Annotated in this window: 18 protein-coding genes; 2 read left to right on the top strand and 16 right to left on the bottom strand. The window is 60.7% G+C overall.

What is annotated here, in order from left to right; all coding sequences use genetic code 11:
- Positions 1 to 34: 34 nt before the first annotated feature.
- The gene (gene cobI / locus dmul_RS03420; RefSeq protein ID WP_020877418.1) at positions 35 to 751 is read left to right on the top strand and encodes a precorrin-2 C(20)-methyltransferase; all 717 of its coding nucleotides are present in this window, start codon (positions 35 to 37) and stop codon (positions 749 to 751) included.
- A gap of 123 nt (positions 752 to 874) precedes the next feature.
- Here the strand turns inward: cobI and dmul_RS03415 are convergent, their stop codons facing one another.
- The 4 genes from dmul_RS03415 to dmul_RS03400 all read right to left on the bottom strand — a co-directional run bounded on the left by dmul_RS03415 (position 875) and on the right by dmul_RS03400 (position 10347).
- Entirely contained in the window at positions 875 to 1330 is a 456-nt protein-coding gene (locus dmul_RS03415; protein ID WP_020877419.1) for a ferritin-like domain-containing protein, read from the bottom strand.
- Positions 1331 to 1434: 104 nt separating this feature from the next.
- Positions 1435 to 3507 carry an FAD/NAD(P)-binding protein gene (locus dmul_RS03410; RefSeq protein ID WP_020877420.1) on the bottom strand — a complete coding sequence of 691 codons (2073 nt, stop codon included), beginning with the start codon at positions 3505 to 3507 and terminating at the stop codon, positions 1435 to 1437.
- A gap of 38 nt (positions 3508 to 3545) precedes the next feature.
- Positions 3546 to 6686, bottom strand: a complete 3141-nt coding sequence (locus dmul_RS03405; RefSeq protein ID WP_020877421.1) for an NAD-glutamate dehydrogenase domain-containing protein — start codon at positions 6684 to 6686, stop codon at positions 3546 to 3548.
- Between the two features lie 55 nt (positions 6687 to 6741).
- Positions 6742 to 10347 (bottom strand): DUF3683 domain-containing protein, encoded by a 3606-nt coding sequence (locus dmul_RS03400; RefSeq protein ID WP_020877422.1) that lies wholly within the window; start codon positions 10345 to 10347, stop codon positions 6742 to 6744.
- A 349-nt stretch (positions 10348 to 10696) separates the two neighbouring features.
- Here dmul_RS03400 and dmul_RS20880 point away from each other — a divergent pair, with 349 nt between their 5' ends.
- Positions 10697 to 10939: a hydantoinase B/oxoprolinase family protein gene (locus tag dmul_RS20880; RefSeq protein WP_020877423.1), complete on the top strand. Its 243-nt coding sequence runs from the start codon at positions 10697 to 10699 to the stop codon at positions 10937 to 10939.
- Between the two features lie 135 nt (positions 10940 to 11074).
- Here dmul_RS20880 and ehuA read toward each other — a convergent pair whose 3' ends face one another.
- The 12 genes from ehuA to dmul_RS03335 form a co-directional block, all read right to left on the bottom strand.
- Complete coding sequence (gene ehuA / locus dmul_RS03390; RefSeq protein WP_020877424.1) at positions 11075 to 11887, bottom strand: ectoine/hydroxyectoine ABC transporter ATP-binding protein EhuA; 813 nt, start codon at positions 11885 to 11887, stop codon at positions 11075 to 11077.
- A 9-nt stretch (positions 11888 to 11896) separates the two neighbouring features.
- A complete protein-coding gene (gene ehuD, locus dmul_RS03385; RefSeq protein WP_020877425.1) occupies positions 11897 to 12583 on the bottom strand; it encodes an ectoine/hydroxyectoine ABC transporter permease subunit EhuD in 687 nt (228 codons plus the stop codon).
- Between the two features lie 4 nt (positions 12584 to 12587).
- Positions 12588 to 13256 (bottom strand): ectoine/hydroxyectoine ABC transporter permease subunit EhuC, encoded by a 669-nt coding sequence (gene ehuC / locus dmul_RS03380; RefSeq protein WP_020877426.1) that lies wholly within the window; start codon positions 13254 to 13256, stop codon positions 12588 to 12590.
- 8 nt (positions 13257 to 13264) lie between these two features.
- A complete protein-coding gene (ehuB, locus tag dmul_RS03375; RefSeq protein ID WP_020877427.1) occupies positions 13265 to 14137 on the bottom strand; it encodes an ectoine/hydroxyectoine ABC transporter substrate-binding protein EhuB in 873 nt (290 codons plus the stop codon).
- 469 nt (positions 14138 to 14606) lie between these two features.
- Entirely contained in the window at positions 14607 to 15512 is a 906-nt protein-coding gene (locus dmul_RS03370; protein WP_020877428.1) for a diacylglycerol/lipid kinase family protein, read from the bottom strand.
- A 135-nt stretch (positions 15513 to 15647) separates the two neighbouring features.
- Positions 15648 to 17657: a monovalent cation:proton antiporter family protein gene (locus dmul_RS03365; protein ID WP_020877430.1), complete on the bottom strand. Its 2010-nt coding sequence runs from the start codon at positions 17655 to 17657 to the stop codon at positions 15648 to 15650.
- Positions 17658 to 17861: 204 nt separating this feature from the next.
- Entirely contained in the window at positions 17862 to 18839 is a 978-nt protein-coding gene (locus tag dmul_RS03360) for an alpha-ketoacid dehydrogenase subunit beta (RefSeq protein ID WP_020877431.1), read from the bottom strand.
- Positions 18840 to 18869: 30 nt separating this feature from the next.
- Complete coding sequence (locus dmul_RS03355; RefSeq protein ID WP_020877432.1) at positions 18870 to 19832, bottom strand: thiamine pyrophosphate-dependent dehydrogenase E1 component subunit alpha; 963 nt, start codon at positions 19830 to 19832, stop codon at positions 18870 to 18872.
- Positions 19833 to 20051: 219 nt separating this feature from the next.
- Positions 20052 to 21239 (bottom strand): DUF3322 domain-containing protein, encoded by a 1188-nt coding sequence (locus dmul_RS03350; protein WP_020877433.1) that lies wholly within the window; start codon positions 21237 to 21239, stop codon positions 20052 to 20054.
- Entirely contained in the window at positions 21236 to 24601 is a 3366-nt protein-coding gene (locus tag dmul_RS21120; protein WP_020877434.1) for an ATP-binding protein, read from the bottom strand. The genes dmul_RS03350 and dmul_RS21120 overlap by 4 nt, the downstream gene beginning before the upstream one ends.
- Positions 24594 to 25223, bottom strand: a complete 630-nt coding sequence (locus dmul_RS03340; protein ID WP_020877435.1) for a DUF4194 domain-containing protein — start codon at positions 25221 to 25223, stop codon at positions 24594 to 24596. Before dmul_RS03340 ends, dmul_RS21120 begins: the two co-directional genes overlap by 8 nt.
- Positions 25220 to 26668: a DUF3375 domain-containing protein gene (locus tag dmul_RS03335; protein WP_020877436.1), complete on the bottom strand. Its 1449-nt coding sequence runs from the start codon at positions 26666 to 26668 to the stop codon at positions 25220 to 25222. The genes dmul_RS03340 and dmul_RS03335 overlap by 4 nt, the downstream gene beginning before the upstream one ends.
- Between the last annotated feature and the right edge of the window lie 19 nt (positions 26669 to 26687).

Genomic DNA, 26687 nt, shown 5'->3' with positions numbered 1-26687 from the left:
CATCCGTGCTATAAATAAGGTGCATTGAACTGCCATGATGACAGCAACCGGAAAACTATACGGCATCGGCGTCGGCCCCGGGGATCCTGAACTGATTCCCCTCAAGGCCGTCCGTATCCTGGGTGGGGTGGATGTGGTTTTTGCCGCCTCTTCATCCAAGAACACCTACAGTATGGCCGTCGACATCGCCAGGAACCATATCCCTGAAAACACCCCCATCATCAAACTCCCCTTTCCCATGACCAGGGACAAGATCGAAACCGAAAAGGCGTGGCGGGAAAACGCCCAGACCATCATCGCCCACGTATCGGCGGGAAAACAGGCGGCGTTCATTACTCTGGGCGACCCAATGACCTATTCCACCTACGGGTATGTCCTGAAAAGCATTCTGGCGATCCGCCCCGATCTTCCCATAGAGACCGTACCGGGCATCACCTCTTATCAGGCCTGCGCTTCCCGTCTCAACACGCCCCTGGTGGAGGGGGAGGAGTCCCTGCTCATCACGTCGGGAGTCAAGGGGGGAGATCGCCTCCGGAACACCTCTCCACGACCCGAAAACATTGTTTTTCTGAAGGCATACCGCAATGCCGCCGACATTTCCCTGGCCCTGGAGGAAAGCAATATGGTCGACAACAGCGTCGGCATCAGCTGTTGCAGCCTGCCCCAGGAGGAGATCATCCGCGACATCCGCGCTTTCAAGGATCGGAAACCCGGCTACTGGACCATCATCATCGCAAAGCAGAACCCCTGATTCCACCGCGATCACGACGGACGACGGCTGTTTTCAATGCCGGAACAGCGGTCTCCCTGTTTGATTTCTCGCCCGGAAAACCGATGCCCGCCATTGCGGCCCCTCGATCCCGACGCTTCTTTCCTACCAGACTTCCGGATATCCAATATCCACGAAGGCGCTCTCCATCTTCTGCTTATGATCCCGTTCCATGGCGGCCAGTTCCATAAAGATCTCCTTCTGCCTGGGATCGGTGCAGCCGCCGGCGAGTGCGGTGTAGTGGTTCATGGCCGACTCTTCCTTCTTCATGGCCAGGGCGAAGGCGTCGCTGGGCGTCATGTCGGCCGAAACCACGGGATCCGGCAGGGTTTCGGCAACGTGGTAATCCCGCTCCTCGTCGAATGGGAGTTTTTCGGGTATGACCGCCCGAAACCCCTCCAGGATTTCCTGGTGCTTCTTCTCTTCCCGGACAAAGCCCAGAAACAGGTCCTTCAGAAAGGCATCCTTCATTTTGCCGGCAACGTCCCGGTAAAACCGTTGAGCCGCGATCTCGCTTTGAATGGCGTCCTTCAAAATCGTGTCGTACTCCGCTCGGTTCATGCATCCTCCCCTTGCAAGTCGGTTGTCGGAAACAAATTGTCAATCCTTGGTCATGGTTCAAGCTAATACATGCACCAAAGGATATCAATCCTGAAATTCAGTGTTCACCCGCGGCCTCCCGCCCCGATGTCGACGCCGGCCCAATCCCGTTCGGATTCGCGTCTCTCGGCCTCCGCCTTGATGCAGCAGACGGCATGGTTCCACACCACGTCATGGGCATACGCCGGAAAGATCCCTTTGAAGATCGCCCAGAGCATCCTCCCGGGAAAGCCCCGCCCTTTCCTGAAATCGAATGCGGTATAGATGACCAGACGATTGTTGCCGTCTTTCGTCGGCGTGATATCGAAGAGCAGCCGCCCCCGCTCCGAAAAGACTTCCTGAACCTCGAAAAGGAGGGCTTTGTCGGAAATGGCCCGAACCAGACGGACATCCATGGAAACGGGCAATCGACCGAGGCGGTATCGGATTACCGTTCCCACTTCGGCGGGAACACCCGAGATTCGTCGCACCGTAACGAACCTGAGTTTGAGGAACCGCCGGTCCGGGTCCCCGAATTTTTTCAGCTCGTTGAAGATGCTTCGGGCCGACGCCCGGATCTTGACGGCATACATCCGTTCCATCTCGGGCTCGACATCGAGGGTCACCCCCAGAGGCCCGGCGATGGAGCGCTTGAAATAGTCTCTTTTTTCCTTGATGATGACCGTCGGATACCGTCCGTATTGTTCCCAACGGATACCGAAAGCCGCCTCGGTCAGCAGATTCCGCGCCGTCTTGAAAGCACCGACGGTAATGGAACGGATCACGGGAAGGCTGATCAAATCGAGAAAGACGTCCCGATAGTCGGCGGTGCCGCTGCCGATTCTCCAGAGGACATTTCCCAGGTGCCACCGTTCTTTTTCCCGAAACTTCATCTCCGTGGCAAAGGCCTGGTAAAGGATCCGACTCAGGAGGGGGGAGGAGAATGCCGTCCGGATCAACCCGAACACCAGCCTGCCGTAACGGGTGTCGGTTTCCAGCCAGGCGGTTACCGGACCGTATCCCGCCCGGAGGCTTTCCGCGTCGATCCCCTCGTGAATGACGGTCCGCGCCAGAGCTTCCGCAGTGACGAACGCGGAATAGAGTCCGTCTTTATAAAGTCTTGCGCCCAGGGCGTCGCCGACCATGGCGATGCGATCAGCCACCGGGAATTTCGCGGGCCTGACCGCCATGAACGGGCTGCAGGCACAAGCGACGGGGATGGTTTCCATGGGCAGGTGGGGAAGGATGGCGCGAATATGAGGGAGCGCGAGGAAATCCCGGGCGATCTTCAGGGTGTCCCGGGGCAGGTCGGCCCTGTCGACGCTCCTGCCCACCAGGGCGACAGTAAGGTAATCCCCTTTGGGAACCAGGGCGATATGCTCCAGCGGCAGCGCCTTCGAGCCGGATTCGATAAAATAGAGCTCCCGGTCCATGACCTTTCTGAGGTAGCCGCGTCCGGGCTTCAGTTCCAGGACCAGGGTGCGCCGCACCTCCGGCGGCCTGAAGCGGGGCATGATCGCACGGCAGGACTGAAAGAGACGGTTTTCGGAAGGGGGTTGCCCCGGCCGCGGATTGACGCCCACAGCCAACGCGACGAAATCCGCATCGACCGCCTTCGCCGCCGCCCCCGCTGTTTTGACCACAAGCAGCGGCCTTCCCGAGGGCAGATACCGGATCTCCCGCGCCTCTCCGGTCAGGATGTCGGCCCCTTCCGCAACGGCCTTCTCCAGGAGGAAGTGGTCGAAACCCTTCCCGCCGTCCGTTCGGTCGCCGGGCAGGCTTCCGCGGAACACCGCCGTCATCCGCTGCCCGGCCGGAACCCTCAGGGGAAAATTCTTCCAGAGCCCGTGGATCCAGATATGGGTAAAGGACTCCTGAATCAACACCTCGGGAAGCGCCAGGTCCTTTTCGCGCAGAAGCGCATGCAGCCGCGGCGAGATGCCGCCCGCGCAGTGGTTGCACCCCCTGCGTTGCCATATCCGGCCTGCGGGATGACGCTGGGCTTTTTTCTCGATGATCGTAACGGACAGCCTCCGCCCTGCGCACTTCGCCTCCCGGAGCAGGTGAACGGCGAAAAGTGCGCCCGCAGGCCCGCCCCCGACAATACAGACCCTGCTCCCGTCCGATAAGACCGACTTTTTTTGACGTTGGGTGTTCATTATATGGGACGACCGTTCGATAGGACCTGCGATGCCCCTCAGACCGACGTCGACAGGATGGTCCTAACGCCCTCGGCGAAGTCGGTCTCGATTCGCTGCAGAAGATCCCGCCATTCGAGGCCGTATCGGTAAAAGGCCATGGATGCGAGCTTTTTGGTAAGGATGGCATTCCGGTATGCCTGCAGTTCCGGATTGTTCAGAATGTCCATGATCTTCTCCATGCCGAGCCGCCGGATCAGGATACCCGGAATATAGCGCTCCAGGATTTGCCGGACCCGGTCCCCGTCGGCCAGGATCTCCCGGATGCGCTTTTCAAAAACGGCCTGAAGGGTGAAGATCTGTTCGCTCGTCCGCTCCGACAGATCGAAGAGCGGCACCGACGGATCGGTTTCGTGAATCCGGATAAGCATTGCAGTCTCCGCCCGGGCGTTGGCCTCCACCAGCCCCAGGATATCCCGGATCAATGCCCATCGGGTCTCGGCGTCGTCCAACAGGTTCGCCTCGTAATCGTCTCCAAAGAGAAAGCCGGTGAGAACCTCGGAGACGGCGCTGGAAAAAACGCCCCCCTTGTTGGCCGTGGTGTCTTTGATATGCCTGATGCCCGTAGTGGTGGCGATATAGCGTCTGGCAGCGTCGTCAAAGAAGACATTGGCGCCCTCGACGATGAACTTCAACTCCTCGAAGATAGAGAGAAACGGCTTGACATTGCCGCGGTTCACAGTGTCCTTGAATCCCCCGCAGGGGATGAAGGCACGGATATCGGCCTCACGAATGAAACGGCGGTTCGCGGGGTCCGACAGAAAGGTCCTGTGAAACAGGGCGCCGTCCTCCACGACCGTGCCGTCGGGAAGTGGGATGTTTCTGGCCTTCATCGGCACCCGGAATCCGCGGGAACCCAGTTTGTCCACAGGGAAAGCCATGGAGTTGGCTCTGGGGAAGGAATGACGCATGAAGGCAATCTTCGTCAGTTCGCGACGATCGAGCCCGTCAGGATCAAAGAGGATCGATCCGCCGTCGATGACGAGGCAGATCCTGCCCTTGTAACACTGGATCTCGTTGCCCCCGAGATCTCCGTCCGGACCGCCGGTCATCATCAGGTTGAGGTTTTCCTCTGATTCACCGAAGTGCGCCACGAGGGTCCTGAAGGCCCCCATCACGCCGGTGGTGGTCATGCCGCTGGTTTCGATTCGTCCGCCGACGACCTCATAAATGTCGTCCATATTCCGGGTGACGAGGACGGTTTCGCCGTTGATGCAGAGTTCGGTGCCCTGCTCCCGCCGGTCAATAAGGCCAAAAAGATCGCCCCCCTCGATCCGGCCGTAGGTATCGTGGGGGATGCCGAAGCTCTTGCCCGTGGTGAGGGTCCGCCAGTAACGATAGCCCCGCTCCCGGGCGCGAAAGGCCACTGCGTCCATGAAGGGTGCCGTTCCCTCGTCGGGGCCGAAAAACACCATTTCGGGCTTCCCGTAATGGTCGATCACGGCCGAATCCTCCAGGGTCAGATCGAGAATGCCCTCGGTATAGTCGTACAGGGCCGCCATCCCGTGGCCGGCATAGACGGCATGGGGCACCACCACGCCCTTTGAACCGCTTTCACAGATGTCCTTGTGCTTCAACCGCTGGGCCTTTGGCCCCAGGGCATAGTTCAGGAGCACGGCATTGTCGATCTCCGTGGAATAATTGCTCGGCGACACGCGAATGAGGCGAAGCCCTCCACGGGCGATGTCTCCGGCCCTCAGGTGGGTTCCGCAGGCGTAGTGACCGTTCACGTAAAAGATGCCGAACACGAAACGGTCGAACACCAGCGGATCGAGAATCCGGTTGTCAAATCGAAAGGCGAAGGACCGCTTTTCCGGTTTGTAGAAATTGGTCTTCAACGTACACGAGACCATCCTGAACATGAACCTGAAGATATCGTAATTCTGCCAGGCATCCATGAAGCGGGAGGCGATGATTTTGTCGAAGGCCGAGAATTTCTGTTCGAGCACTTCCGGGGTGATTCGGTTTTGAATCCCGGGTTTGAACCTTTGTTCGAAAAGACCGTAGAGGATCTTGATGAGATCCGAATTCTCGAGGGCGGTTTCGAGAATGAGTTTCGAAACGTATGTGGATTTGTTGGCGCCGTGAATCCGTCCGGCAAAAGCCTCCTTGTGATCCTTGCTGACGAGACTCTCCAGAATCTCCCGGTCGGTGGCTTTGTCCCGTTCCTTGTAAATGAACATGTGGGTGAAATCGACAAGATTTCCGGCAAAAAGCATCTCGTCGAAGGTCAGTTTACCGGTCACGTAAAGATCGGTTACGTCACTGACGGCAAAGGCGAGGTAGGCACAGAGATCGGCGACAAGCGCCGCCTCTTTTCTCCGGGAAAGCTCGCCAAGGGCATAGAGGGAACAGATAGAGGACGGCACCGGCAATTTTCTGCAATAGGGCTCCCAATAGGCGCGATTCAGCACCAGGCCGTGATCCTCGAAAAGCTTCCGGAATACCGGGAGCTGGGGTGAAGCGAAATCGCTGTTGAACATCAGACGGGTCTCACCGGTCTCGGGAAGATTGAACACCTCGATGAGGGGCGTCACGGCGCGTTCCGCGGCCTCGAGAAACCGTTCGTAGCGCCGTCGCGTGGGTGCTGGTGTCGCAGTGTAGTCTCCCGCCAGAGAGAACAGGAATCGGGATGTTCCAAAGGAGTCCGGGTCGTAATCCCTGACCGTTTCCGGTCGGATGATGTAGGTGTAATAGTGACTTAGAGGGCAATAGTAATATTCGCGACGATGGCCGGGAATCTGGTCCTCCAGGACCTTTTCCATGCTGTCCCGGGTCTCCTGGGTGGCGATCCTGACCCGTTGGACGTTGTTCTCGCTCTCCAGGTCGAAGTCGACATGGGCCACCCGGCCCACCAGAACCCCCTTGCCGTCCTTGAAGGTGATGCTGGTGGCGATGGATGACAGCATCTGCTTGAGCGCGCCCGCCTTGATGTTTTCAAAGAAATAATTGGGCAAGCCCAGGTCTTCCAGGAGGATTCCCGCCGCCATGTTGATACAGTTGGCGGTGAGAAGTCCCTCGCTGGACAGGTCGATGACGGCCTCATAGAGAACGCTGGGGTCGAGATTGACGCTCTGGGCTTTTTTGATGATGTAGGTTCCCCGGGAAAAAGCGGGGGAACAGCCGGCTTTATGGTCCATGATTCTCCTCGATCGTTTCGGTCTTAACGGACGACTCAGCTTTTCCGTCCGGACCCTAAATTCGGATCCGTTCCGCGCCTGCCAGTCGATCTGCGACATGGGCCCGCCAACCGGCGCCGTCATGGGCATCCGCCAATGCAACAGCCAGGTGCGTCGGGATCACCCGGCGCTGTCGACCCAGGCCGTTCAGGCAGGCCGGGCAGTTGGTCACCAGGCGTGTGCGGCCCGATGCAAAGGATGCATGCGCCGCCAGGCTCTCCCGTTTGCGTTCCAGCATGCGGGCGGCAATGTCCGGCCGGCTCAGGGCAAGTGTTCCGGCTTCGGAACAGCAGTGGGGAACGGAGACGACGCCTTCCGGCGCCAGACGGCGCAGAAGTGCCTCCCCCGTGCCCTCGAGAGAGTCGTGACAAGGGGCATGGTACCAGCACAAGCCCGGGAGCATGACGTCGAAACCGCGCTCCAGAACCCAGCCGGCGACATCGAGCAGCGGGGCATCGAAGATATCGGCGGCGCTCATTCGGATCAGGGTCTCGCGGCAGGTGCCGCAGGAGACAACGCATGCATCGAAATCGAGGTGCCCCAGCATGGAACGGATCTGGTTGAAAATGATGGCGTTGCGGAGTTCCTGCCGTTTGCTGATATCCGTTTTGGCATTGGCACGGGCTGGAAATCCGCAGCAGAGGTATTTCGGCGGCAACACCACGCGGGCCCCGACCTGCAGGAGCAGGTAAATCGATGCCAGGGCGATGTCGGCATGCAACCGCTCGGACCCGCAGCCCGGATAATAGAAAACCGTGGCCGTCGCGGTGTCGGCGGGCGCGACCAAAAGCGCCTGATTCCGGTCATGAGATGGGTAGGCCGCAGGCAGGGGCCGGGGTGCGATGGACGCCACGGGCGCATAGAAAGGCGCCAGGAGGGATCCTTTCCGCCGTCTGTTGCCGCCGCCCATCAGCCGAACCGCCGTCCGCTGCAGTGCGCCGCCCCATTGAAAAACCGTCCGGCGAACCAGGGCGTTGGTCAGCGGCGACCGCGAGGCGAGATATGCAAGGACGATGCGCGTCGGCAGCGGCGATCGCTTGAAGCGACGGTCCGCCAGCACCTCCCGCTCGAGAATGGAGATTTCGGCAGTATCGATATTGACGGGACAAGGGGGCAGGCACTTGTGGCAGAGGGTGCAGTGATCGGCGATCTCCTCCAGCCGGCGCAGCGACCTGAAACCCACGGCGTGGGACCGTTGCGCGTCGTAGAGCAGGGCTTCGATGATCCCCGTCAAGGCCAGGTTTTTGTTCCGCGGATGAAAGAACAGGTTTTCCGCCGGGTAAAAGACACAACAGCCGGTCTTGCACTTGCCGCAGCGGACGCATTGGGAAATCTTCTCCGCCAGCTGCTCCAGGTGACCGTAGCGCAGTATGCGGGCCTCCAGCTCGATCAGGTTGAAAGATGGGGTGAACACCTGGTTTGCCGTGTCGGGATCGGTCAGCTTTCCCGGGTTGATCAGATCCTCCGGATCGGCCGTCTGCCGGTAAGCCTTGAATGCCGCCATGATATCGGGATCCAGGTGCCGGATTTTGGTGAACCCGATGCCGTGCTCCCCGCTCACCACGCCCCCCAGCGCCACCGCCTTTTCCATGATGACGTCCGCCGTGTCGGCGGCGCGCCGCATCATCTCCCGGTCATTGGCGAACACCGGGATGTTGACATGGACGTTGCCGTCGCCGGCGTGCATGTGAGTGGCGACGACGATACGCCGGTTTCGGATCTCGGCGATATCGCGGTCGATCTCGGCCCGAACCTTGCTGAATCCGCGCAGCAGCTCCGCCATGGCGGCCGCCGCTCCCCGGAGATGCGTCCCCTCCCGCAGGTGTTCCCGGCCGGCCAGATAAACCTGGTCCATGGCCTTCCGAAGGAGTTCTCTTGCCCTGGGCAGTTTCGCCGCCAGCCACTCAGGGTCTTCAATGGGCACGGCCTTCTCCAGGTAGTTGATAAGGTGCCACATGACCTCGACCTGGTTGCTCCGCTCTTCCTCCATATTGAGGGCATCGACAAACTCGGCAAACTCGGCCAGGGCCGAAAGGGGCAGAACGATATCCTCGTTCAGCTTGAACGCATTGGTGCGGGCCGCGATGGCGCCCAGTCGTTTCCGGTCCCGCCAGAAGCGCTCCGCTTCGGCATCGCTCCCCGCTACGGCCATAAATGTATTGGGATAGGCGGAAAGCAGCGTTCTCAACCGTGACAGGCCGTCATTCACCTGTTCGACAGCATGCCCCACGATGTCCACGAGCAGCACGGCCTTGGGGCGTCGACTGCGGGGGGCCTTGGCCTTGTAGTCGATGGCCTGGACGTACTCCTCATCAAAATGCTCGAGGGCCATCAGGGCTTCGCGTCCCTGATTGACAAAGGATCGGGAAATCTCCACGATCACCCGACCCGCCTCGTCCATGTCCTCGCCGAAGAATTCGAGGCACACGGTTCGCTGATGGGGATAGGCGGGATGAAGGATGAAGACCGCCGAGGTAATAACGCCGTCGGTGCCCTCTTTCTGAACGCCCGGGAGGCCCTCCAGGGCCTTGTTGGTGATGTCCTTGCCCAGACCGGGCTTTCTGATCCGGTTGCCGGGAATCGAAATCTGTCGGATCGTTTCTCCGCCGGCGACGTCGGTCACCGAAAAGACAACGGTTTCTTCGGGGTCGATGCGGCGGCCCGTGGGATGGGTGCGCCGAACCTCGATCAGCCGCCCTCCCGGGACCGCCATGCGGAAGCTCAGGAGGTTGTCGATGGCCGTACCCCAGAGCACGGCTTTCTTGCCGCCGGCGTTCTCGGCGATGTTGCCCCCGATGGTACAGGCCCATGCCGAGGTGGGATCGGTGGCAAACACCAGCCCGGCCCCGGCCGCGGCTGTCATGGCGGCCTCCGTGATGACGCCCGCGCCCACGGGAAGGATCGGCAGTCGAAGCGCCTTTCCGTCGGGATCCTCGTAGTTTTCCCAGGCAAGGGCGCCGATACGGTTGAGTTTCTCGGTGTTGATCATGACACAATCGGGAACGACGGGAACGGCGCCACCGGTGAGACCGGTGCCCGCGCCGCGCGGAATCGCCTTCAAACCCAATGCCGATACAGCCTGGAGCAGCATCGGGACCTGGCTTTCCTCGTCGGGGCAGACCACTGCCACAGGCAGGTGAAGCCGCCAGTTGGTGGCGTCGGTGGCATGGGCCATGAGGGTGAAGGGATCGAAAAAAACATTCGCCTCGCCGACAATGGCGCCGAGGCGTCGACGAATGCGATGCCGCATCGCGACAACGGCCGACAGTTCGGCGTCCAGCGCGGAAAGCTTTTGTCGGCACCGATCCAGGACGATATCCAGATCCGGCTCCGGATCGGCGCGATCAATGATGAGTGTCAGGTCCCTGCGGGCCGCCGCCAGAAACCGCCTTCGCCGATCACGATCGTCAATCAGCTCCTGATAAAGGAAGGGATTCCGGTAATGAATGAAGAGGTCTCCGACAAAACGCATCAGGACGCGCCAGGATCTCCCCGTCCGGCGCCTGAAGACCAGCCGCTCCAAGGGGGCCAACACCTCCGCTCCCAGCAACCATGCCAGGATGCGCCTGTCGTCGGCCGATGTGTAATTATATGGAATCTCTCTGTCGGTAATGCTTCCCATTTTCGTTTTTTTGGACCTGATGACCTCTTTAGATATATCGGGATCGCGCGAGGCTCGGCTTGCGGGTGTTGGCCGTCGCACCGTCCACGGCCTTAAATCATGCGGAACGCCGCTATGTCAGTCCCCATAAGGGCCTTGACCGTGACGGCACACGGCCCGGATACCCTGTTCCTATACCAGAGAAGTGCCGTGAACGCACTAGAGAACTGTTTCAGACAATGGGCGAACGGAGCGGGAATGAACGAAGTCCTCCGCGCCGTTATCCCTAGTCGGCGTATATTTTTTGAGGCGTTATCCGTCTTTCGGGGGATACCGGCACGAATGGACATGATCAATCCCGGCTTGCAAGGTGCCGACGTTCCGGGTCGAAGCCGAGGCGGCCTTGGCGGCCCAGGGTTTTTCCGAGGATCGCATCGAAAGCAGCCTGTTTTTGAACCTTCGCTACCAGGGCACGGACACGGCCCTGATGATCCCCCGACCTGCGGGTAATATTTTCGCCAACCTTTTCATGTCCATCGCCGAACAGATGGGCCGGATGCTCCAAAAAACGGCCATCTCGACCAACATCGAGGAGGGCCTCGTTCGTTTTTGAACAGTGGTAGGCTGGAAGTCAGGGATACGGCATGACGCCGGCGGATCACTCCGCTGCGGGACGGTAGGAAGGTTCAGTCGGGATGAGCGGCGTTCGTGCTCCGAAAAGCACGCCGATGGTTCCGGATACACCGGATCATCCGGCATCCAGAACGGCGCTCAAAAAGGCGATGGTGCGTTCATTTTGGGGATTGTCGAATAATTGTTCGGGAGGACCCTGCTCGGCGATCTTGCCCTCGCAGAAGAAGCAGACCCGGTCGGCGATCTCCCTGGCGAATCCCATCTGGTGGGTGACCATCAGCATCGTCAGGTCGTGCTTGTCGTTGAGCTTTCGGATGACCTGGGTCACCTCGCCGATAACCTCCGGGTCCAGGGCAGAGGTCACCTCGTCGAAAAGCATGATCTTGGGCCGCATGGCCAGTGCCCGCGCAATGGCGACCCGCTGCTGCTGGCCTCCGGACAGCCGGGCGGGATACTGATCGATCTTGTCCGCCAGGCCGACCATATCCAACAGGTCCAGGGCCCGCTGCTCGGCCTCGTCCTTTCTCATGCCCAGCACCTGGACCGGCCCCTCGATACAGTTTTCAAGCACCGTCATGTGGGGAAAGAGATTGAAATGCTGGAACACCATGCCGATATTCTCGCGCATTTTACGCAGATAGGATTTGCTTGCCCTGACAAGGCCGCCGTTTTTCGGCATGTGCGTCATCGGGGTTCCGTCGACGTAGATGACGCCCTCATCCACCAGTTCCAGGGCCATCAACATGCGCAATACCGTTGTCTTGCCCGACCCGGAAGGCCCGATGATAGCGACCATCTCATTGGCTCGAACGTCAAGGTCCAGGGCATCGAGGACGGTCAGGTCTCCGTAGCGCTTCGATACCCGGTCGAACCGCACCATAGGAATTTCGGGCCCTGTCAACTCCAGGGGAAATTTCTTGTTTTCCATCACCGTTAATCAATCCTTTGTGTAAAGTTTTTTCATCCCCAGCGAAGCACGCACCCAGTCCTCGAACCGCCGGATGGACATCGCCGCCGGCAGCGAAATGGCCAGAAAGATCGCCCCCACCAGGGTGTAAGGCTCCAGGAATCGATAGGTCTCGGCCCCGATGGCCGTGGCCACGTGAAACAGTTCCGTAACGCCGATGACCGAGAGCATGGGGGAGTCCTTGAAGATACCCACCAGGTAGTTGCCGAGGCCCGGAATGATGTTGGGGATCGCCTGGGGAATGATGATTTTAAAATAGGTTCGCGGGACGCTGAGATTAAGAGCGATGCACGCCTCCCACTGCCCCTTGGACACGCTATCGAGCCCGGCTCGATAAACCTCGGAAAGATACGCGGCGTAGTGCAGACCGATGGCGGTCATGCCGGCGGTCCAGGGCGAAAGACGGACGCCGAACTGCGGCCCCACGTAAAAGACGAAAAAGATCTGCAGTATCAGCGGCGTGGACCGAATCATCTCGACAAATTCACGGATTATTACCGTCAATGGCCGAAACGGCGTCCGCTGGGCAAGGGCGAAGAAAAGTCCCACCACCAGCGCGATGAGATAGCCGAATCCCGCGGCCATCAACGTATTGAGGGTGGCCTCCAGGAGCCGGGGCAGAATCTGGATCGTAAAATCCCATTTCCAGTCAAACATGGCGTTATCCTCTACTCAGTTTAAGGGCAAGTCGGCGCTCCAGCCACCGCATTCCCGGCGTGATAATGCATCGCGCCATTACGTAATAGATGATCAACGCCGTACCGAAGGCCTGGGCGGACTGAAAGGTCGTCATGTTGATCTGTTTGGACTCGAACATCAGGTCCGAAACGGATATCAGGGCGACCAGCGCCGTCGACTTGAGAAGCTCGATCAACAGGTTTCCCCACGGCGGCAGCATGTTCAGCAGGGCCTGGGGGAAAATGATCCGACGCATCCGTTTGAACGGCCCCATGCCGAGGGCGATGGCGGCTTCGTACTGTCCCCGGGGAACCGACTGCACGCCGCCCCGGACCAGTTCGGCCCCATAGGCGCCGAGGTTCAATCCCAGGGCGAGAAATCCCGCCGTGAATTTTCCCAGGGTGAGGCCGAAAAGGGGCAATACGAAAAAAATCCAATAGAGCTGCACCAGCAGCGAGGTCCCTCGAAAGACCTCGATATAGGCGATCCCCAGCCAGCGTACGGGCAGGATCGGGGACATCTTCATAAACCCCGTCGTCAAGGCGACGACAACAGCCAGAAGCGTACCCAATCCCGCCTGCTGGAGCGTCACGACGGCGCCGTCGGCAAAGCGCGGCCAGTAGGCCAATAGAAATTCGACGTATTCCTGCATCGTCCGGACTACCGATTCTCGCAAACATAGGCGGTGGTCACATCGCCGGGAAGCTGGGAGTTGCCGTAGCCGTACTCCTGAACGGCCTTCATCATCTCATCGGATCCCAGGTATGCCTTCAGGGCCGTGTTGAAGGCCGCCAGGAATTCGGTATCGGCTTTTCGGAAGCCGACGCCGACCCAGTTGAAGGTCCATTCGGGATTCAGAGAAGGGTCGGTGGCCTCGACCGTCCCCCCGCTCTCCCTGGACAGATGAAGCGCAGAGAAATAGGTCATGCCGCCGGCATCGGCCCTGCCCGCCTTGATGGCCGCCAGGATCTCGCTGTTGCCGGGGACCGTCATGATATTGCCCGCCGGAACCCCGGCTCTCTTGGCGTTTTCGATGGTGCTGTAACCGGCCCCGGTGACGATAACGGCGTTTTTCGTCTTGATGTCGTCATAGCTCCCCAACCCCTTGGGATTACCCTTGGGAACAATGAAGCATTCGCCGAACACCCCGATAGGTTCTGAGAAATTGACGTTATCGCATCGATTTTTCATGATGTACATCCCGCCGGTAATGACATCGAAGCGATTCGCCTTCAGACCCGGGATCAGGCCGCCCCAATCGGTGACGACCGGCTCGATATTGGTGTACCCCATCGATTTGAGAACGCCCATCGTGATGGCGTTGACAAACCCGAGCGGCTTCTGATTCTCCCCCGGGTAGGCCCAGGGTACTTCATTGGCAAAACCGATCCGGATCGATTTACCGCTGTTGACGCGGTCCATGATCTCGTCGGCATGGGCCGCAGTGGTTATTCCCGAAAGGACAAACGTCGATAAAATCGTCAGGATCGCCAAAAACGAAAGCCGCCTGCGCGGTGCTGTTGCAAACATCATTTAGAACCTCCTCATCGCGTATGGGTATTCTGAAAAAGCATCTTGAAAGGGTCGGAAGCCGCCCTTCGCGATATCCGTCAATCACATCCCCGATGTTGAAAAAGGATGTCATACAAGAATATACTTTCTGATCAATTTAAAAATAAATGTCGTTCAGGTTCGAATTTTCACGAAACCTTATCTTTTTTACTGACGACTACAGATAAAAATATATAAATTGCTTTATGTTGGATAAGATCTTCATTGCAGTTAACCTGAGAAAAATAACGCAATTAAATATTTTTTTCAATTGTACTGAAAGCTTATATGCGGGTCTATGGTGGGAGGAACCCCATATATGGGGAGTTGGAGATCTATTTCAGAGAAATGCGCCTTTATCCAGCCGTTTTCGACAAACGGAGCTTATCTTGAATCGAAAGGCGGTGAATGGAAGACGCCGATGCACGTCCAGGCTTGAATCCGTTGATGTTCAGCTGAGCAGCAGGCGCACCGCGCCCCGTTCCAGCCGAACGGCAGCGGGCAGACCCCCCGCCGGTTCCCCATCGAGTTGAAGCGGCACCCGGTCATCGGCAGCCAACCGGATCCGTATTCCCGAGCGATGACGAACGCCATGGAGCGTTGAAAGACCCGATGTCATCATGTGCCGGACAACTCGAAGAAGATTGAGGCGGGAACCCGGCGGAACCGCCACCACGTCGAGCCGGCCGTCAAAGGGATCCGCGCTTCCATCGACGACGGCCCCAAACGCCATTACCCGCACATTGGCCAGGATAACACTCGCGGCGACGCCCAAAAACGCCCCGTCCACGGAAACCGAAATAGGCGGTGCGGCATAGCGGCCAAGGGCCGCCGTCATCCGGGGGAGTCCATATATCAGGCCGGGCAACCCCATCCTTCCGGTGCGGGAGGCGTTCAGCGCGTCAATCACGACGGCGTCGAAGCCGGCGCCGAGCCATAGCAGGAACGCCCGCTCGCCGTCGTTGAACCGGGCCACTCCGACATCGACCGGTCGGGAATCCGTTTCGAGAAAAAATTTAACGGCTGCCGCGGGGTTCTGAACGAATCCAAAGGCCTGAACCGCGACATTGGCCGTTCCGGCCGGCAGAAAGCCAAGCTCGGGGCGATCATGAGCACCGGTGCCGATGCGCATCAGGCCGTTCAGGACCTCGTTCAGGGTGCCGTCGCCGCCGACCGCGACAACCCGGTCCACATCCATGCCCCGACGGGCCGTCATCTCTGCGGCATCGCCGCGATGACGCGTCTCGATCACCGCCACGCGGCAGGACCTGGAAAGACCACGGCAAAGGATCGCGGCCCGTTTCCGAGCCAGGCCCCCACCCGATGCCGGATTGACGACGACCAGACAGGATATCACGACTCTCCCTTCACCTGGGATCCGCCCACAATCTCACCACCCGCTTATTCAGCCGAATGCGCCCATAATCCGCGGAAGCGGCATCACCCCCGGCGAATCCTGTCACGATGTTCCCGGTCACTCGGATACCCGGCATCAGCCCGACGCCTCGGCCCAGGCCTTGCGTCGCACCTGGAATAGCCCCCTGTGGGCGGCCACATCCTCCTGGGAGGCAAACAGGTAGGCCACGTCCCCGGCTTTCAGACGGAAGCTGCCGTCGGGATTGGCGTAGATCTTTCCGCCGCGTTGTACAGCCACCACCGTAAGGCCGTGCTTCCTTCGCAATTCGCTTTCAATCAGGGTCTTGCCGTCCAACAGAGCCCCGGCCTCCACAGTGAGGCCGCTCACCTCGAAGCCGGAGAAGGATTTGTCCAGCATGGCCATGGGGTTGTGCATGGGCTCGCCCCGACGCAGCACCTGGTAGCCTTCTTCACGCACCTGGGATGCGAACTGCTCGATGGTGGCATGCGGTACGAGATACGTCCGCAGCACACGGGCAAAGATTTCAAGGGAAGTCTCGAACTCTTCGGCCACGACATGGTCCGCCCCCAGGGCCATCAACGGCTCCACCTCCGCAACGAAGCGGGTGCGCACCACCATGGTGACAGCGGGATTGATGGACTTGGCCACCTGGGTCACCCGGCGGGCCGAGACGGGGTCGGCCACCACGACGGCCACCACCTTGGCCTTCTCCACCCCCAGATGTTTGAGAACCTCGGGCAGCCCGGCGTCGCCGTGGCGAATGGGCTCGCCCTTTTCACGCTCCATGCGAACGGTGTCCGGGTTCATCTCCACCACGCAGTAAGGGATGGCGGCGCTTTTGGCCGTGTTGGCCAATTGCCGTCCCCCCAGGCCGAACCCGACGATAATGAGGTGGTCCTTCAACCCGGAAATCACGCCGTTCTGGGCCAGGCTCCGCTCACGCCATTTGCCGAGCCCGGGTATGCCGGAGACCATCCTGGACAGGACATGGGATCCCTGTATGCAGAACGGCGCGGCCAGCATCGTCAGGATGCTCACCGCGAGGAAAAGCTGGTAACGCTCCTGGGAGAGCAGGCCGGCATCCGATCCCACCTTGGCCAGCACGAAAGAGAATTCTCCCACCTGGGACAAGGAGAGTCCCACCAGCACGGCGACGCGCAGGGGATATCCAAGGGCCATGGACGCTCCGCCCGCCACAATGGACTTGAGGACCAGGACGATGCCCGCCGTCCCCAGAACCAGCGGCAGGTTCTCCCACATGAAATTGAGATCCAGGAGCATGCCGATCGAAACGAAGAAGAGGCTGGTGAAGACGTCGCGGAAAGGGTGCACCCCTTCCAGCGTCGCGAGGGCGTAATCCGTCTGGGCAATGATGAGCCCTGCCAGAAACGCGCCCAGGGAAATGGACAATCCCACCCATGCCGTGAACATGGCAATGGCCAGGCACAGCACCAGCACGCTCAGGAGAAACAGCTCCCGGCTTCGCGTCCGCAGCACGGCCAGAAGCAACCGTCGCACCACGTATCTGGCCAGCACCCAGATCACCCCCAGTACCCCGATGGACTTCACCGCCAGCATCAGCAGGGATCGGCCCATGTCCGGCGAGTCCGAGGCCAGATAAGGCACCAGCAGCATCATGGGCGCGACGATGATGTCCTGAAAGATGAGCACCGCCAGGGCGATGCGCCCGTGGGGCGCGGACAGCTCCGAACGTTCCTGCAGCAGCTTGATGACGATGGCGGTGGAGGAGAGCGCCACCAGAAAACCGGAGAGAACGGCGCTTCCCGTGCTGCTGCCGTAGAGGCTGTCCAGCTCGAAAAAGAGGATGATGGTGAGCACCACCTGAAGTCCGCCGCCCAGCAGAACCGGTTTCTTGAGGGCCTTGAGCTCACCCAGGGAGAGTTCGAGGCCGATGGTGAACATGAGCAGAATCACGCCCAATTCGGCGATGCCCTCCACGGCATGGACATCGCTCACAATGCCGAAACCGCTGGGCCCTACAACGATGCCCGTGACAAGGACGCCGACAATAGCAGGCAGATTGATTCGAAGACAAAAAAATATCGCAGCCACGCAGCAGGCGAAAACCGCGATCAGATCGGGCAGCATGGGGATGTGGGGCACGGCTTCTCCTTGTGAACACGTAAACGATCGCCTCGAGAAGGCATTACGCGCGCAAGTCTATGGGGATCGCGGTGCCGTGTCAAGCGGCTTTCCAAAGCCGGGTTCCGGAGAAGCGCCGTTCCCGAGTCGCGGCTTATCACGGGGCTGGCGGGAGAGGGTGTGCCGCTCCCCCTCTCCCGGGGTGATCCGATATGGCGGATCTGCCTACAGAATCTCCTTCACCGCCGAGACCACCTGCGCTGCATCGGGGATGTAAAAACGCTCCAACGGAGGACTTGCCGGCACCGGAATGTCCGGGCCGGTCACTCGCCGCAACGGGGCTTTCAGATCGGCGAAGGCCTCTTCCATCACCACGGCCGCCACTTCACCGGCAAAACCGCCGGTTCGCGTGGCCTCGTGCAACACCACCAGGCGGCCGGTCTTGCGTACGGAGGAAAGAATGGTCCTCGTGTCCAGGGGAACCAAGGTCCGCAAATCCACGATCTCCGCTTCGACGCCTTCCCGGGCCAGTTCCTCGGCCGCCTTCAGAGCCGTCCCCACCATCTTGGACCACGTCACCACGGTGACGTCCCGGCCCTGCCGTTTGATATCGGCTTCTCCGATGGGAATCAGGTACTCTCCCTCGGGAACCGGTCCGGGCACAAAATAGAGCATCATGTCCTCGATGAAAACAACGGGGTTGGGATCCCGGATGGCCGATTTGAGCAGCCCTTTGGCATCGGCCGGGGTGCCGGGCATGACCACCTTCAGCCCGGGGCAGTGGGCGACCCAGGCCTCCAGGTTATGGGAGTGCTGACACCCCGCGCCGAACCCGGCACCGGCTTTCATTCGCACCACCAGCGGAAAGGACGACTTGCCCCCCGACAGGTAACGCAGTTTGGCGGCATGGTTGACAATCATGTCCGAAGCGAGCGTAAAAAAAGGGTTGAACATAATCTCCACAACCGGTTTCAGGCCCGCTTCGGCCGCCCCCACGGCCAATCCCGCGATGGCCGCCTCCGAAACCGGCGTGTCCCTGACGCGCTCCGGCCCGAACGCCTTCAGCAACCCCGCCGTGGGAAGCATCGGGCTTTCGTGTATGCTCACGCCCACGCCCTCTCCGGCGATGAAGACATCGGGGTCCTGCGACATCTCTTCCCTCAGGGCCTGATTCACAGCCTGTCCCATCCCTAATTGCTGCATGATATCCTTCCTTTCATCCGTGGAAATTATTTAAGCGAAAACATCCTCCAGGGCCTCGTGAGGCTCGGGATAAGGGCTCTCCTCGGCAAAGCGAACGGCCGCCTTCACGACGGCCTCGACCGCCCGTTCCATCGCCGCCAATTCATCGGCGCTGATGAGTCCCTGGGCAAGCATATCGCCGCGAAGTTTCGGGATCGGACACGCCGCCTGCCAGGCCGCGATCTCCTCCCTGGGCTGGTAAAGCTGAAGATCGCTTTCGCCGTGCCCCCGCCAACGGTAGGTCTTGTACTCGATGAGCGTCGGCCCCTTGCCGGCGATGGCCCGGGCCCGGGCATCCACTGCCGACGCATAGACCGCCAGTGCGTCGTTCCCGTCGACCACCACCCCCGGAACGGCATAACCCGCCGCCCGATCCGCGATATGTTCGACCCGGGTATGTTCTTCATAGCGCTGGGCCCCGGCATACAGATTGTTCTCGCACACGAAAATCACCGGAAGGTGCCACACGCTTGCCAGGTTCAGGGCTTCGTGAAAAGAGCCCTCGTTGGCCGCGCCGTCCCCGATGAAACAGACGGTGACGGATTTCTCTCCCCGATACTGCTGGGCAAAGGCCCTCCCGGCGGCAATGGGCGGCCCGCCCCCGACCACGGTGGTCGTACAGGGGGCGTTGATCTCGGGCACCGCCAGGTGCAGCGTCCCGCTCTTCCCCTTGTTGCATCCCGTCCGCTTGCCGTATATCTCCGCCATCAGCGAATTGGGATCGGCGCCCTTGGCCAGCAGATGGCTGTGGCTGCGGTGATTGGTAATAATGGCGTCCTCGGGCTGCAACGCCGCGCATACCCCCGCGCCGACCGCCTCCTGGCCGGTGCACAGGATCATCATCCCGGGAATTTTTCCGTCGATTTTACACAGTTCCGTGAGGGTCTCCTCGAATCTGCGGGAAAGCAGCAGCGACCGGAGCATTTCCATCTTTTTCGCCTTGGGTATTTCCATGAAGCCTCCTTTTGTCTCAACCGCTTGAATCGCTTTCAAGCGGGACGGCCTCGCAGGCCGCGAAACCGTCTCAAATGGATTGTTGCGGCATCATGATATTCGATGCCGTTACTCAACTTTCGACTTTCACAGGCCGGTGCCGGGAGGATAAGGCCCGCGTCCCACGCGGTGTCGTCCAGGGCGCCGAACCCTTCATCCTGAAAAATATTCACGAATATTTCAATCCGGTCTCGAGAGTCTTTCCAGCGCCGACGCCACGCAATTGAAACCGATTTTTTCCTGTTCCAGGCGGATGCGATTTCCCCAACGGTTCCGGCGCAGTGCATCGTAGAGGGCGCTCTCCTCCGGGGTCAGGCGCTCGAGGTCTCCGGTTTCCGGGTTCGGTTCGGTCCCCCAATGCACACGATGGGCCAGGAGTGTCGGCTCATCCATCAGAAAAGAGGCCGCGTCGGGGAAATACCGCCGCAGTTGATTGAGAATCGCAAAGCCATGGGTGTCGATATCGCCCCAGTAGTGAATCTCTCCGACGCGCAACCATTCGGCACCGGCCAGGTTATCGAAACCATAGCCTGCGCCGAAGATCACGACCGTGCCGGAAACCGGTGGAAACGCCAGGAAATTGACCTCGTTTTCCGTAATGAATACCCTCGCGACCGGCAGCGCCAGGCGATCGAAGACATCGCGGGTCAAGGTCATGTCGAGATCGGCCGTTGTGGTGAACGGTGACAAGTCCGGGTCCAGAGTTCGAAAGCGTACCCGCATCGGCTTGTCGCGGAATCCGTACCGCCGGCAGAACCCCCCGATGCCGCCGGCGCTTGCATCCACCGCGGCAAGCGGCATCACCAGATCGAAGAGCTCGCTCAGCACGGCCCGATGCCTTTCGATGAATTTGCTGTGGACGCCGGGGACGTCCACCTGGCGCAGGTAGATATCGGGGCGGGGATGTCGGCGCAGCCAGTCGACGATGTCCAGCAGCCGCGCCCAATCGTCGGCCAGCGCCAATCCTCGAAGCGGCCGTTTGGCCAGCCAGGCCGAGAGTTCCGGCCGGCGCTCCCGGGTCAGGGAGATCAGCGCCGCAAACCGCTCGGCGTCCCGCCGTTTGTCGATCAGCCCGAGGGCGTCATCCAGGGAATCGATCCATATTTCATCCGGCACCGCGTTGACGCCCAGGATGCGATGGTTGACGGTTCGCCATCCCACGCGATAGAATTCAGCCCCTTTCTCCAGGCGGGCGATCCATCGGCGCACGTCGTCGAAGCGTTCCGCCAGTTCTCTCGAAGACGGCCCCTTCAGGACAAGACGGCGGGGAAATATCGTATCGCCGCCGGCAAGGGCGGCCGGCAGCAGGCCGCGATCCCACAGCCGCCGCACCTGGCCGCGCAGATCTTCCGGGGTCGTCCAGCTCATGTCTGAAGCCGCCGCTTTTCGGCGCGGTAGTCCTCGATGCTGAGGTTGCGCAAGACCGAGCAACGCCCGTCCCCGTTGTGCACAAACCCGACCATGGCGACAAAGGGTTCGATGACGTGAATCTTCTGGAGCGGCGTGACGATGAGCAACTGCAGATTGAGTTGGTCGAACAACTGCAGGCCGTAATGGGTCGATTCATCCGAACCGCGCCCGAAGGCTTCGTCGATCACCACGAAGCGGAAGGAGCGCGATCGGACCGCCCCCCATTCGAGGCCGAACTGGTAGGCCAGGCTGGCGGCGAGGACCGTATAGGCGAGTTTCTCCTTCTGCCCCCCTGACTTGCCGCCGGAATCGGCGTAATGTTCATGTTCACTGTCGTCCTCACGCCGGCGTTCACTGGCGGCAAAGACAAACCAGTTGCGCACGTCGGTGACCTTGGCCGTCCAGCGCCGGTCCAGCTCGGTATGCTCCTCGCGCCCCCGAAACCGCTCGATGATCCGTCGCACCTGCAGGAATTTCGCCTCGGAGTACTGGGCGTCTTCCGATCCGGTCAGGGCCCCTTCGGTACAGGCCCGCAGTTCGGTCTGAAAGTCACGGACGTCGGCATCGAGGGTCGCCTGGGCATCGAGGGTGATGTAGCGGCCGGGATTGTAGTCGATTTGGAATAGCGACCCGTTGATTCGGGCGATGCGCTCCTTGATGGTCTCCCGCTCCCGCGCCAGTTGGGACTGGAAGTTGGCCACCTCGCGGATGGTGTTCTCGTTGAGAAGTTCCTTGAAGCGCGCCTCGAATCGCGGCAGATCGTCGGCGCGCAGCCGATCGAGCATGGCCCGGTATTCGAAGCCGGCCGCGACGCTGACATCCACGTCCCGGGTTTCCAGTTTCCACGCTTCCTTGTATTCGGTCATCGCCCTGATGATTTTTTCCCGGAGGCGCGCGACCTTCTTCTCCTCGGCATCGATTTTCCCTCGAAGCCAGTCCCGCATCTCCCGTTCGCGATGGTCACAGGACTCGACGGTCAGCCGATGCTCGCCGAGTGCTTCCATGCACAGGGTCTCCAACTGCCCGAACCGGGCCGAGGCCTCGCCGCCGGACCCTTCCAGAAGCCGGGCGGTCTGTTCCCGCTGTGCCTCGGCGGCCCGCATCTTTTCCCGGGTCTCGGAACGGTTGTCCTTGCGCTGGTCCAGCCGGCGCTCGACGGCCGCCAGATCCCCCTCCAGGGTCTCGAGCTGCGCGGCCAGGGTCTGCAGGAGGTCGGAAGCCGCCTCCAGCTCCCGTTTCTCCGCTTCGAGCCGGGCGATCGCCACGGCCGCCGGTTGCCAGTCGAGATCGCGAAATTCCTTGTGCTCGTTGATCTTGAAGAAGGTCCCCAGGCGTTCCCGGATCTGCTTCTGTTCCTTCTGCAAGTCGGCGATCCGGCTGCCGAGTTCAGTCAGCCGGTCTTCGCCGCGGCGGGCGCTCTCCTCCAGAGCGGCGATTTTGGCGGCGTTGCTCCAACCCAGCACATAGCGGCGGCGGTCGTCGAGACGGTGGCGGTCGTCCTTTTCATGGCGCTCACCCGGCATCTTGATCTGACCCGCCTTCGTCACGGCTTTACGCTCACGCCGAAAGGCATCCTGATCGGCACAACAGACCACGTCGAAACGGTGGGTGATCTCCTGTTCCAACCAGGCGTAATAAGGGGAATCGGTTTTGATCGCCAGTTTCCCCGTCAATGCATCGGGGTGCGGGGGTACGGCATTCCCCCGGCGGGGCTTCCGCACCCGGAAATAGACCAGCCGACCCTTCAGGTACGTCCGGTCCACCCAGTCGGCGACTTTTGCGTAATGCCGGTCGGGCACCAGCAGGGAAAGCCCGAAATTGTGCAGCAGCCGCTCGATGGCCCCCTCCCAGTCCCGTGCCGCTTCGCGCACCTGCAACAGCTCGCCGGCAAAGGGGAGATCGACTTCAGCCAGGTTCACCGCGCCGCACAGCATCCGGCGCATGGCGATCTGTTTTTCATCGATATTGGTGCGGCGCGACTTCAAACCGGTGATCTCCTCTTGAAGCCTTTCATGTTCCCTGCGCTCCTGGGCGAAGGAGACCCCCAGGGCATTGAGGTCGTTGAGCACCCGATCTTCCGCGATCACCGCCGCTTCCCGCAGAGCCTCGAAATCCCGCTGCTGAACAAGGAAGTCCTCCGGGTTCGTCGCAGGAACCCTGTCCAGGGAGCGCACCAGCTCCGCATAGCGGTCCGCCTTGGCCTTTCGGCGCTCAAGAGACGCTTTCTGGTGCGATATTTCAGCGCCGATCCGGTCGATGCGATCGCCGCCGTTTTCAGCTATGCTGCGACGCAATTCACGCTCACGCCCCTGGTATACCCGACGCTGCTCCTCCAGGCGCTCGATTACGACCGTATGCCGCGCCAGATTTTCCTGCAAAAGGGTCAGACGCTTTTCCAGCAGCCCCAGCTTTTGCCCGGCAAACCAGGGGGAGAGCGCTTCGCGGCAGGCCCGCAGGCCGTCGACCGCCTGCACCAGTTCTCCGTGGCGGTCGCAGTCAGCCACCAAGGGCGTGAGCATCTCGACCTGTCTTTTGGCCTTGAGGACCGCCTCGTGCGCCCTGTTGAGGTCATCGAAATGCTGTATGAGGGCAGTGATGCGCACGTCCACATCAAAGGGTTCGAGCATGTGGGTGCGAACGAAATCCGTGAGGTTTCCCACCGACTTGAGGGATACGGTCTGGAGGAACAGGTCCAGGGCCTGTTCGTTGTCAATGCCGAAGCGCCGTCGAAACCAGGCCCCATAGGGGGGGAAACTGTTAAACAGCTTGATATCGGCCTTGCGCAGACGCTTTCGAAGCCCGGTCATATCGGCGCCGAAATTCGAAAAATCGGTCGCAATAGAAAGATCTCCCTCGCAGGCGGCATAGAGCCGATCAGGTTGGCCCGCGCTATCCTTCATCCAGAAAACCTGGGCCAGGGTGACCGTCTTGCCGTAACCCGCATTGTGAAAAACCCCCAGAATGACCGAATAGGTATTGGCGTCGCGAAGGGCGACCGGTTTGGCGCTGCCGAGGGTTGCCTGCCGCTCCGATTTGTAATAACCCAGCACGTAGGATCTGAGGGAGCGCTCCCGGGCATCCGCGCCGGCCGCCTTGTTGTAGGTGATACGCCGGCTCGGCACCAGCAGCGTGGTCACCGCATCGACCATCGTCGATTTCCCGGACCCGATATCCCCCGTCAGCAGCCCGTTCCTTCCGTCCAGCCGCAGGGTCCAGACCCGTCTGTCAAAGGTTCCCCAGTTGAACACCTCGAGGCGCTGCAGACGAAATCCCGCCAGCCGGTCGTCTTTGATGAATTCGAGTTCCTGCGTTTCAATCATCGGTCGTCTCCCGGGTTCCGGCCGTCTCTTCCCGATATTCAGCCAGACGCCGGTCAAAATCGGACAGCCACTGGGCATCGACGAAGGCCTTGAGAATCCGCCGCACTTCGATCATCTGTTTTTGACCACGCAGGCGTCGCACAAAACCGAGTTGGGCGATCTTGTTGAGATGGGTGTCGATCTGATCGATCAGCCGGGTCTCATTGCTTCCGGCGGGGAGAAAAATGCGGATCAGTTCCACCACCTCGTCCCGGGAAAGAATCAACCGGGTATCGGCGCCGCCGGCGTCGAACTCCGCCAGTTTCTTGCGCAGCAGTGCCAGCAGGAGGCTGACCGGATAGGAAAGCTGTCGCCGCGCGACAAGGCGGGGCGTGCCGGCGACGTCGGGGTCCTCCTCCCGGGAGCGCAGAAACGCGTATCCCTCGGCCTCGTCGAGCATCAACTCCAGTCCGAGCACGGCGACATAATCCCGCACCCCGGCCTGCAGATTGACGAGGGCGAGCCAAAGCGCCGGGCTGTCTTCCTGGTAGATGATCCCTTTGAGCAGGGGAATCACGACGGCCGACAGCTCGTATGGCGACTCGTCGGACAGGTTCGTTCCGACAGCATTCGTTTCCATCATCCGTTCCTCAATAAAATGACGCGCGGCAAGATCGCCTCCCGGACGCGGCCCGTTTCGGTGCGCCAACGCAGCCGCTCCCGGTGTTCTTCGTCCACGGTGGTCCAGGGCCATTCCGAAGCCAGTTGCAGATAGACGACCACCTCGGCCAGGCCGTGACGCAGGGGATGCCGGGCGACGATTTCACCGAGGCTGACCTGATCCCGCATCTGGAGCTCCCGCCGGATATACCCGGACAGCTCGGCCCGATCGACGACGACCTGGGAAAAAAGCACCCCTGTATCGACCTCGGCGTCCCCTTCGTCGACGGCCGTCTCGGTAATTCGATTCTGAACCGCCGGACGGAACAGGGGCCGCTCCAGGGGCAGATCGATGTCGGCGCCGGTTTCGGCCAGGGACATGAAATCCCCCTGCGGAATGGTTTCCCGGAGCGCCAGGGCCCGGGTTTCAATATGATGCAGGATGTCCATGATACGCCGATTCTCCAGCCAGGCCTGATCGTCGAGAAACCGCCGCAGCTGCTCCGACAGGCGGGCCACGGTGCGCTGGGTGTGCTCGCCGGCCTCCAGCCAGTCGTAATGCACCCGGTACAGACGCGGCTCCGGTTGCATGGCCTGGATTGGCGGAAGGGCCAGAACCTCCTCCAGGAGGCGGCTCAGCTCCTCCTGCCGGGACTGGGACATGAGAAAATCCCAGAAGGCGCGAAAGCTTCTCCCCTGGTCCGAATCGGCGATGGCGTCGCGCTCGCTCATGATCTCCTCGAGCAGCGCCCCCTTGCCCCCCTCCCAGAGAGCGATGCGCTCCCGCACCCGTCGGTCGAGGACGCGGAAGTTGTGCTCTACCTCGCGAAAATCGGTCAACAGTTCCCGGGCCAATTGCAGAAACTGCTGGAATCGATCCTTCAGCGCCGTATCGTCGAGCAGCGGGATGTCTCCGGCAAGGATCCGGTCGATCTCGCCGTCGATCTCGTCGCGGCGCCGCTTGAGCTCGGCGATCCGGGCCTCGGGATCGGTCTGGGTCCCCTCGCTCATCTGCCGCAGCAGCTCGAACAGGGTAAGAAGGCGCGACTCGGTGCCCACAAAGGCCCGGTCGGTCAAACCCTCCAGCCAGGCCAGGGCCTTTTCGGAGGCCGGCGTCAGGTCATAGTGCGGCTCGTCGGTCCCGGGAGGATAGAATTTGCGAAGCCACCCCTTGTCGTTATCCGCCCAATCGGTGAGATAGCTCCGCGCCGAACCGGGAAAAGCATCATTCCCCATCTGTTCCCGCAGAACGAAGAGCTCGTCCTCCAGCGCCTCGACCAGATCGGCCTCCGCCAGGATGCGCACATTGGGGACGATGAACACCCGGTGAAGGAAACTTGCCGTCAGGGGCGCATACTTGGCGCACAGGAGACGCCAGGCCGGATGGGTCTGACGGAGGTGATCAAGGGCGTTATAGTCGAAATTCATGGCCGGGCTCGCCGGTATT

The organism is Desulfococcus multivorans (assembly GCF_001854245.1).
In the GTDB taxonomy this organism is placed as follows: Bacteria; Desulfobacterota; Desulfobacteria; order Desulfobacterales; family Desulfococcaceae; genus Desulfococcus; species Desulfococcus multivorans.
This window is presented reverse-complemented; position numbering and strand designations above follow the sequence as displayed.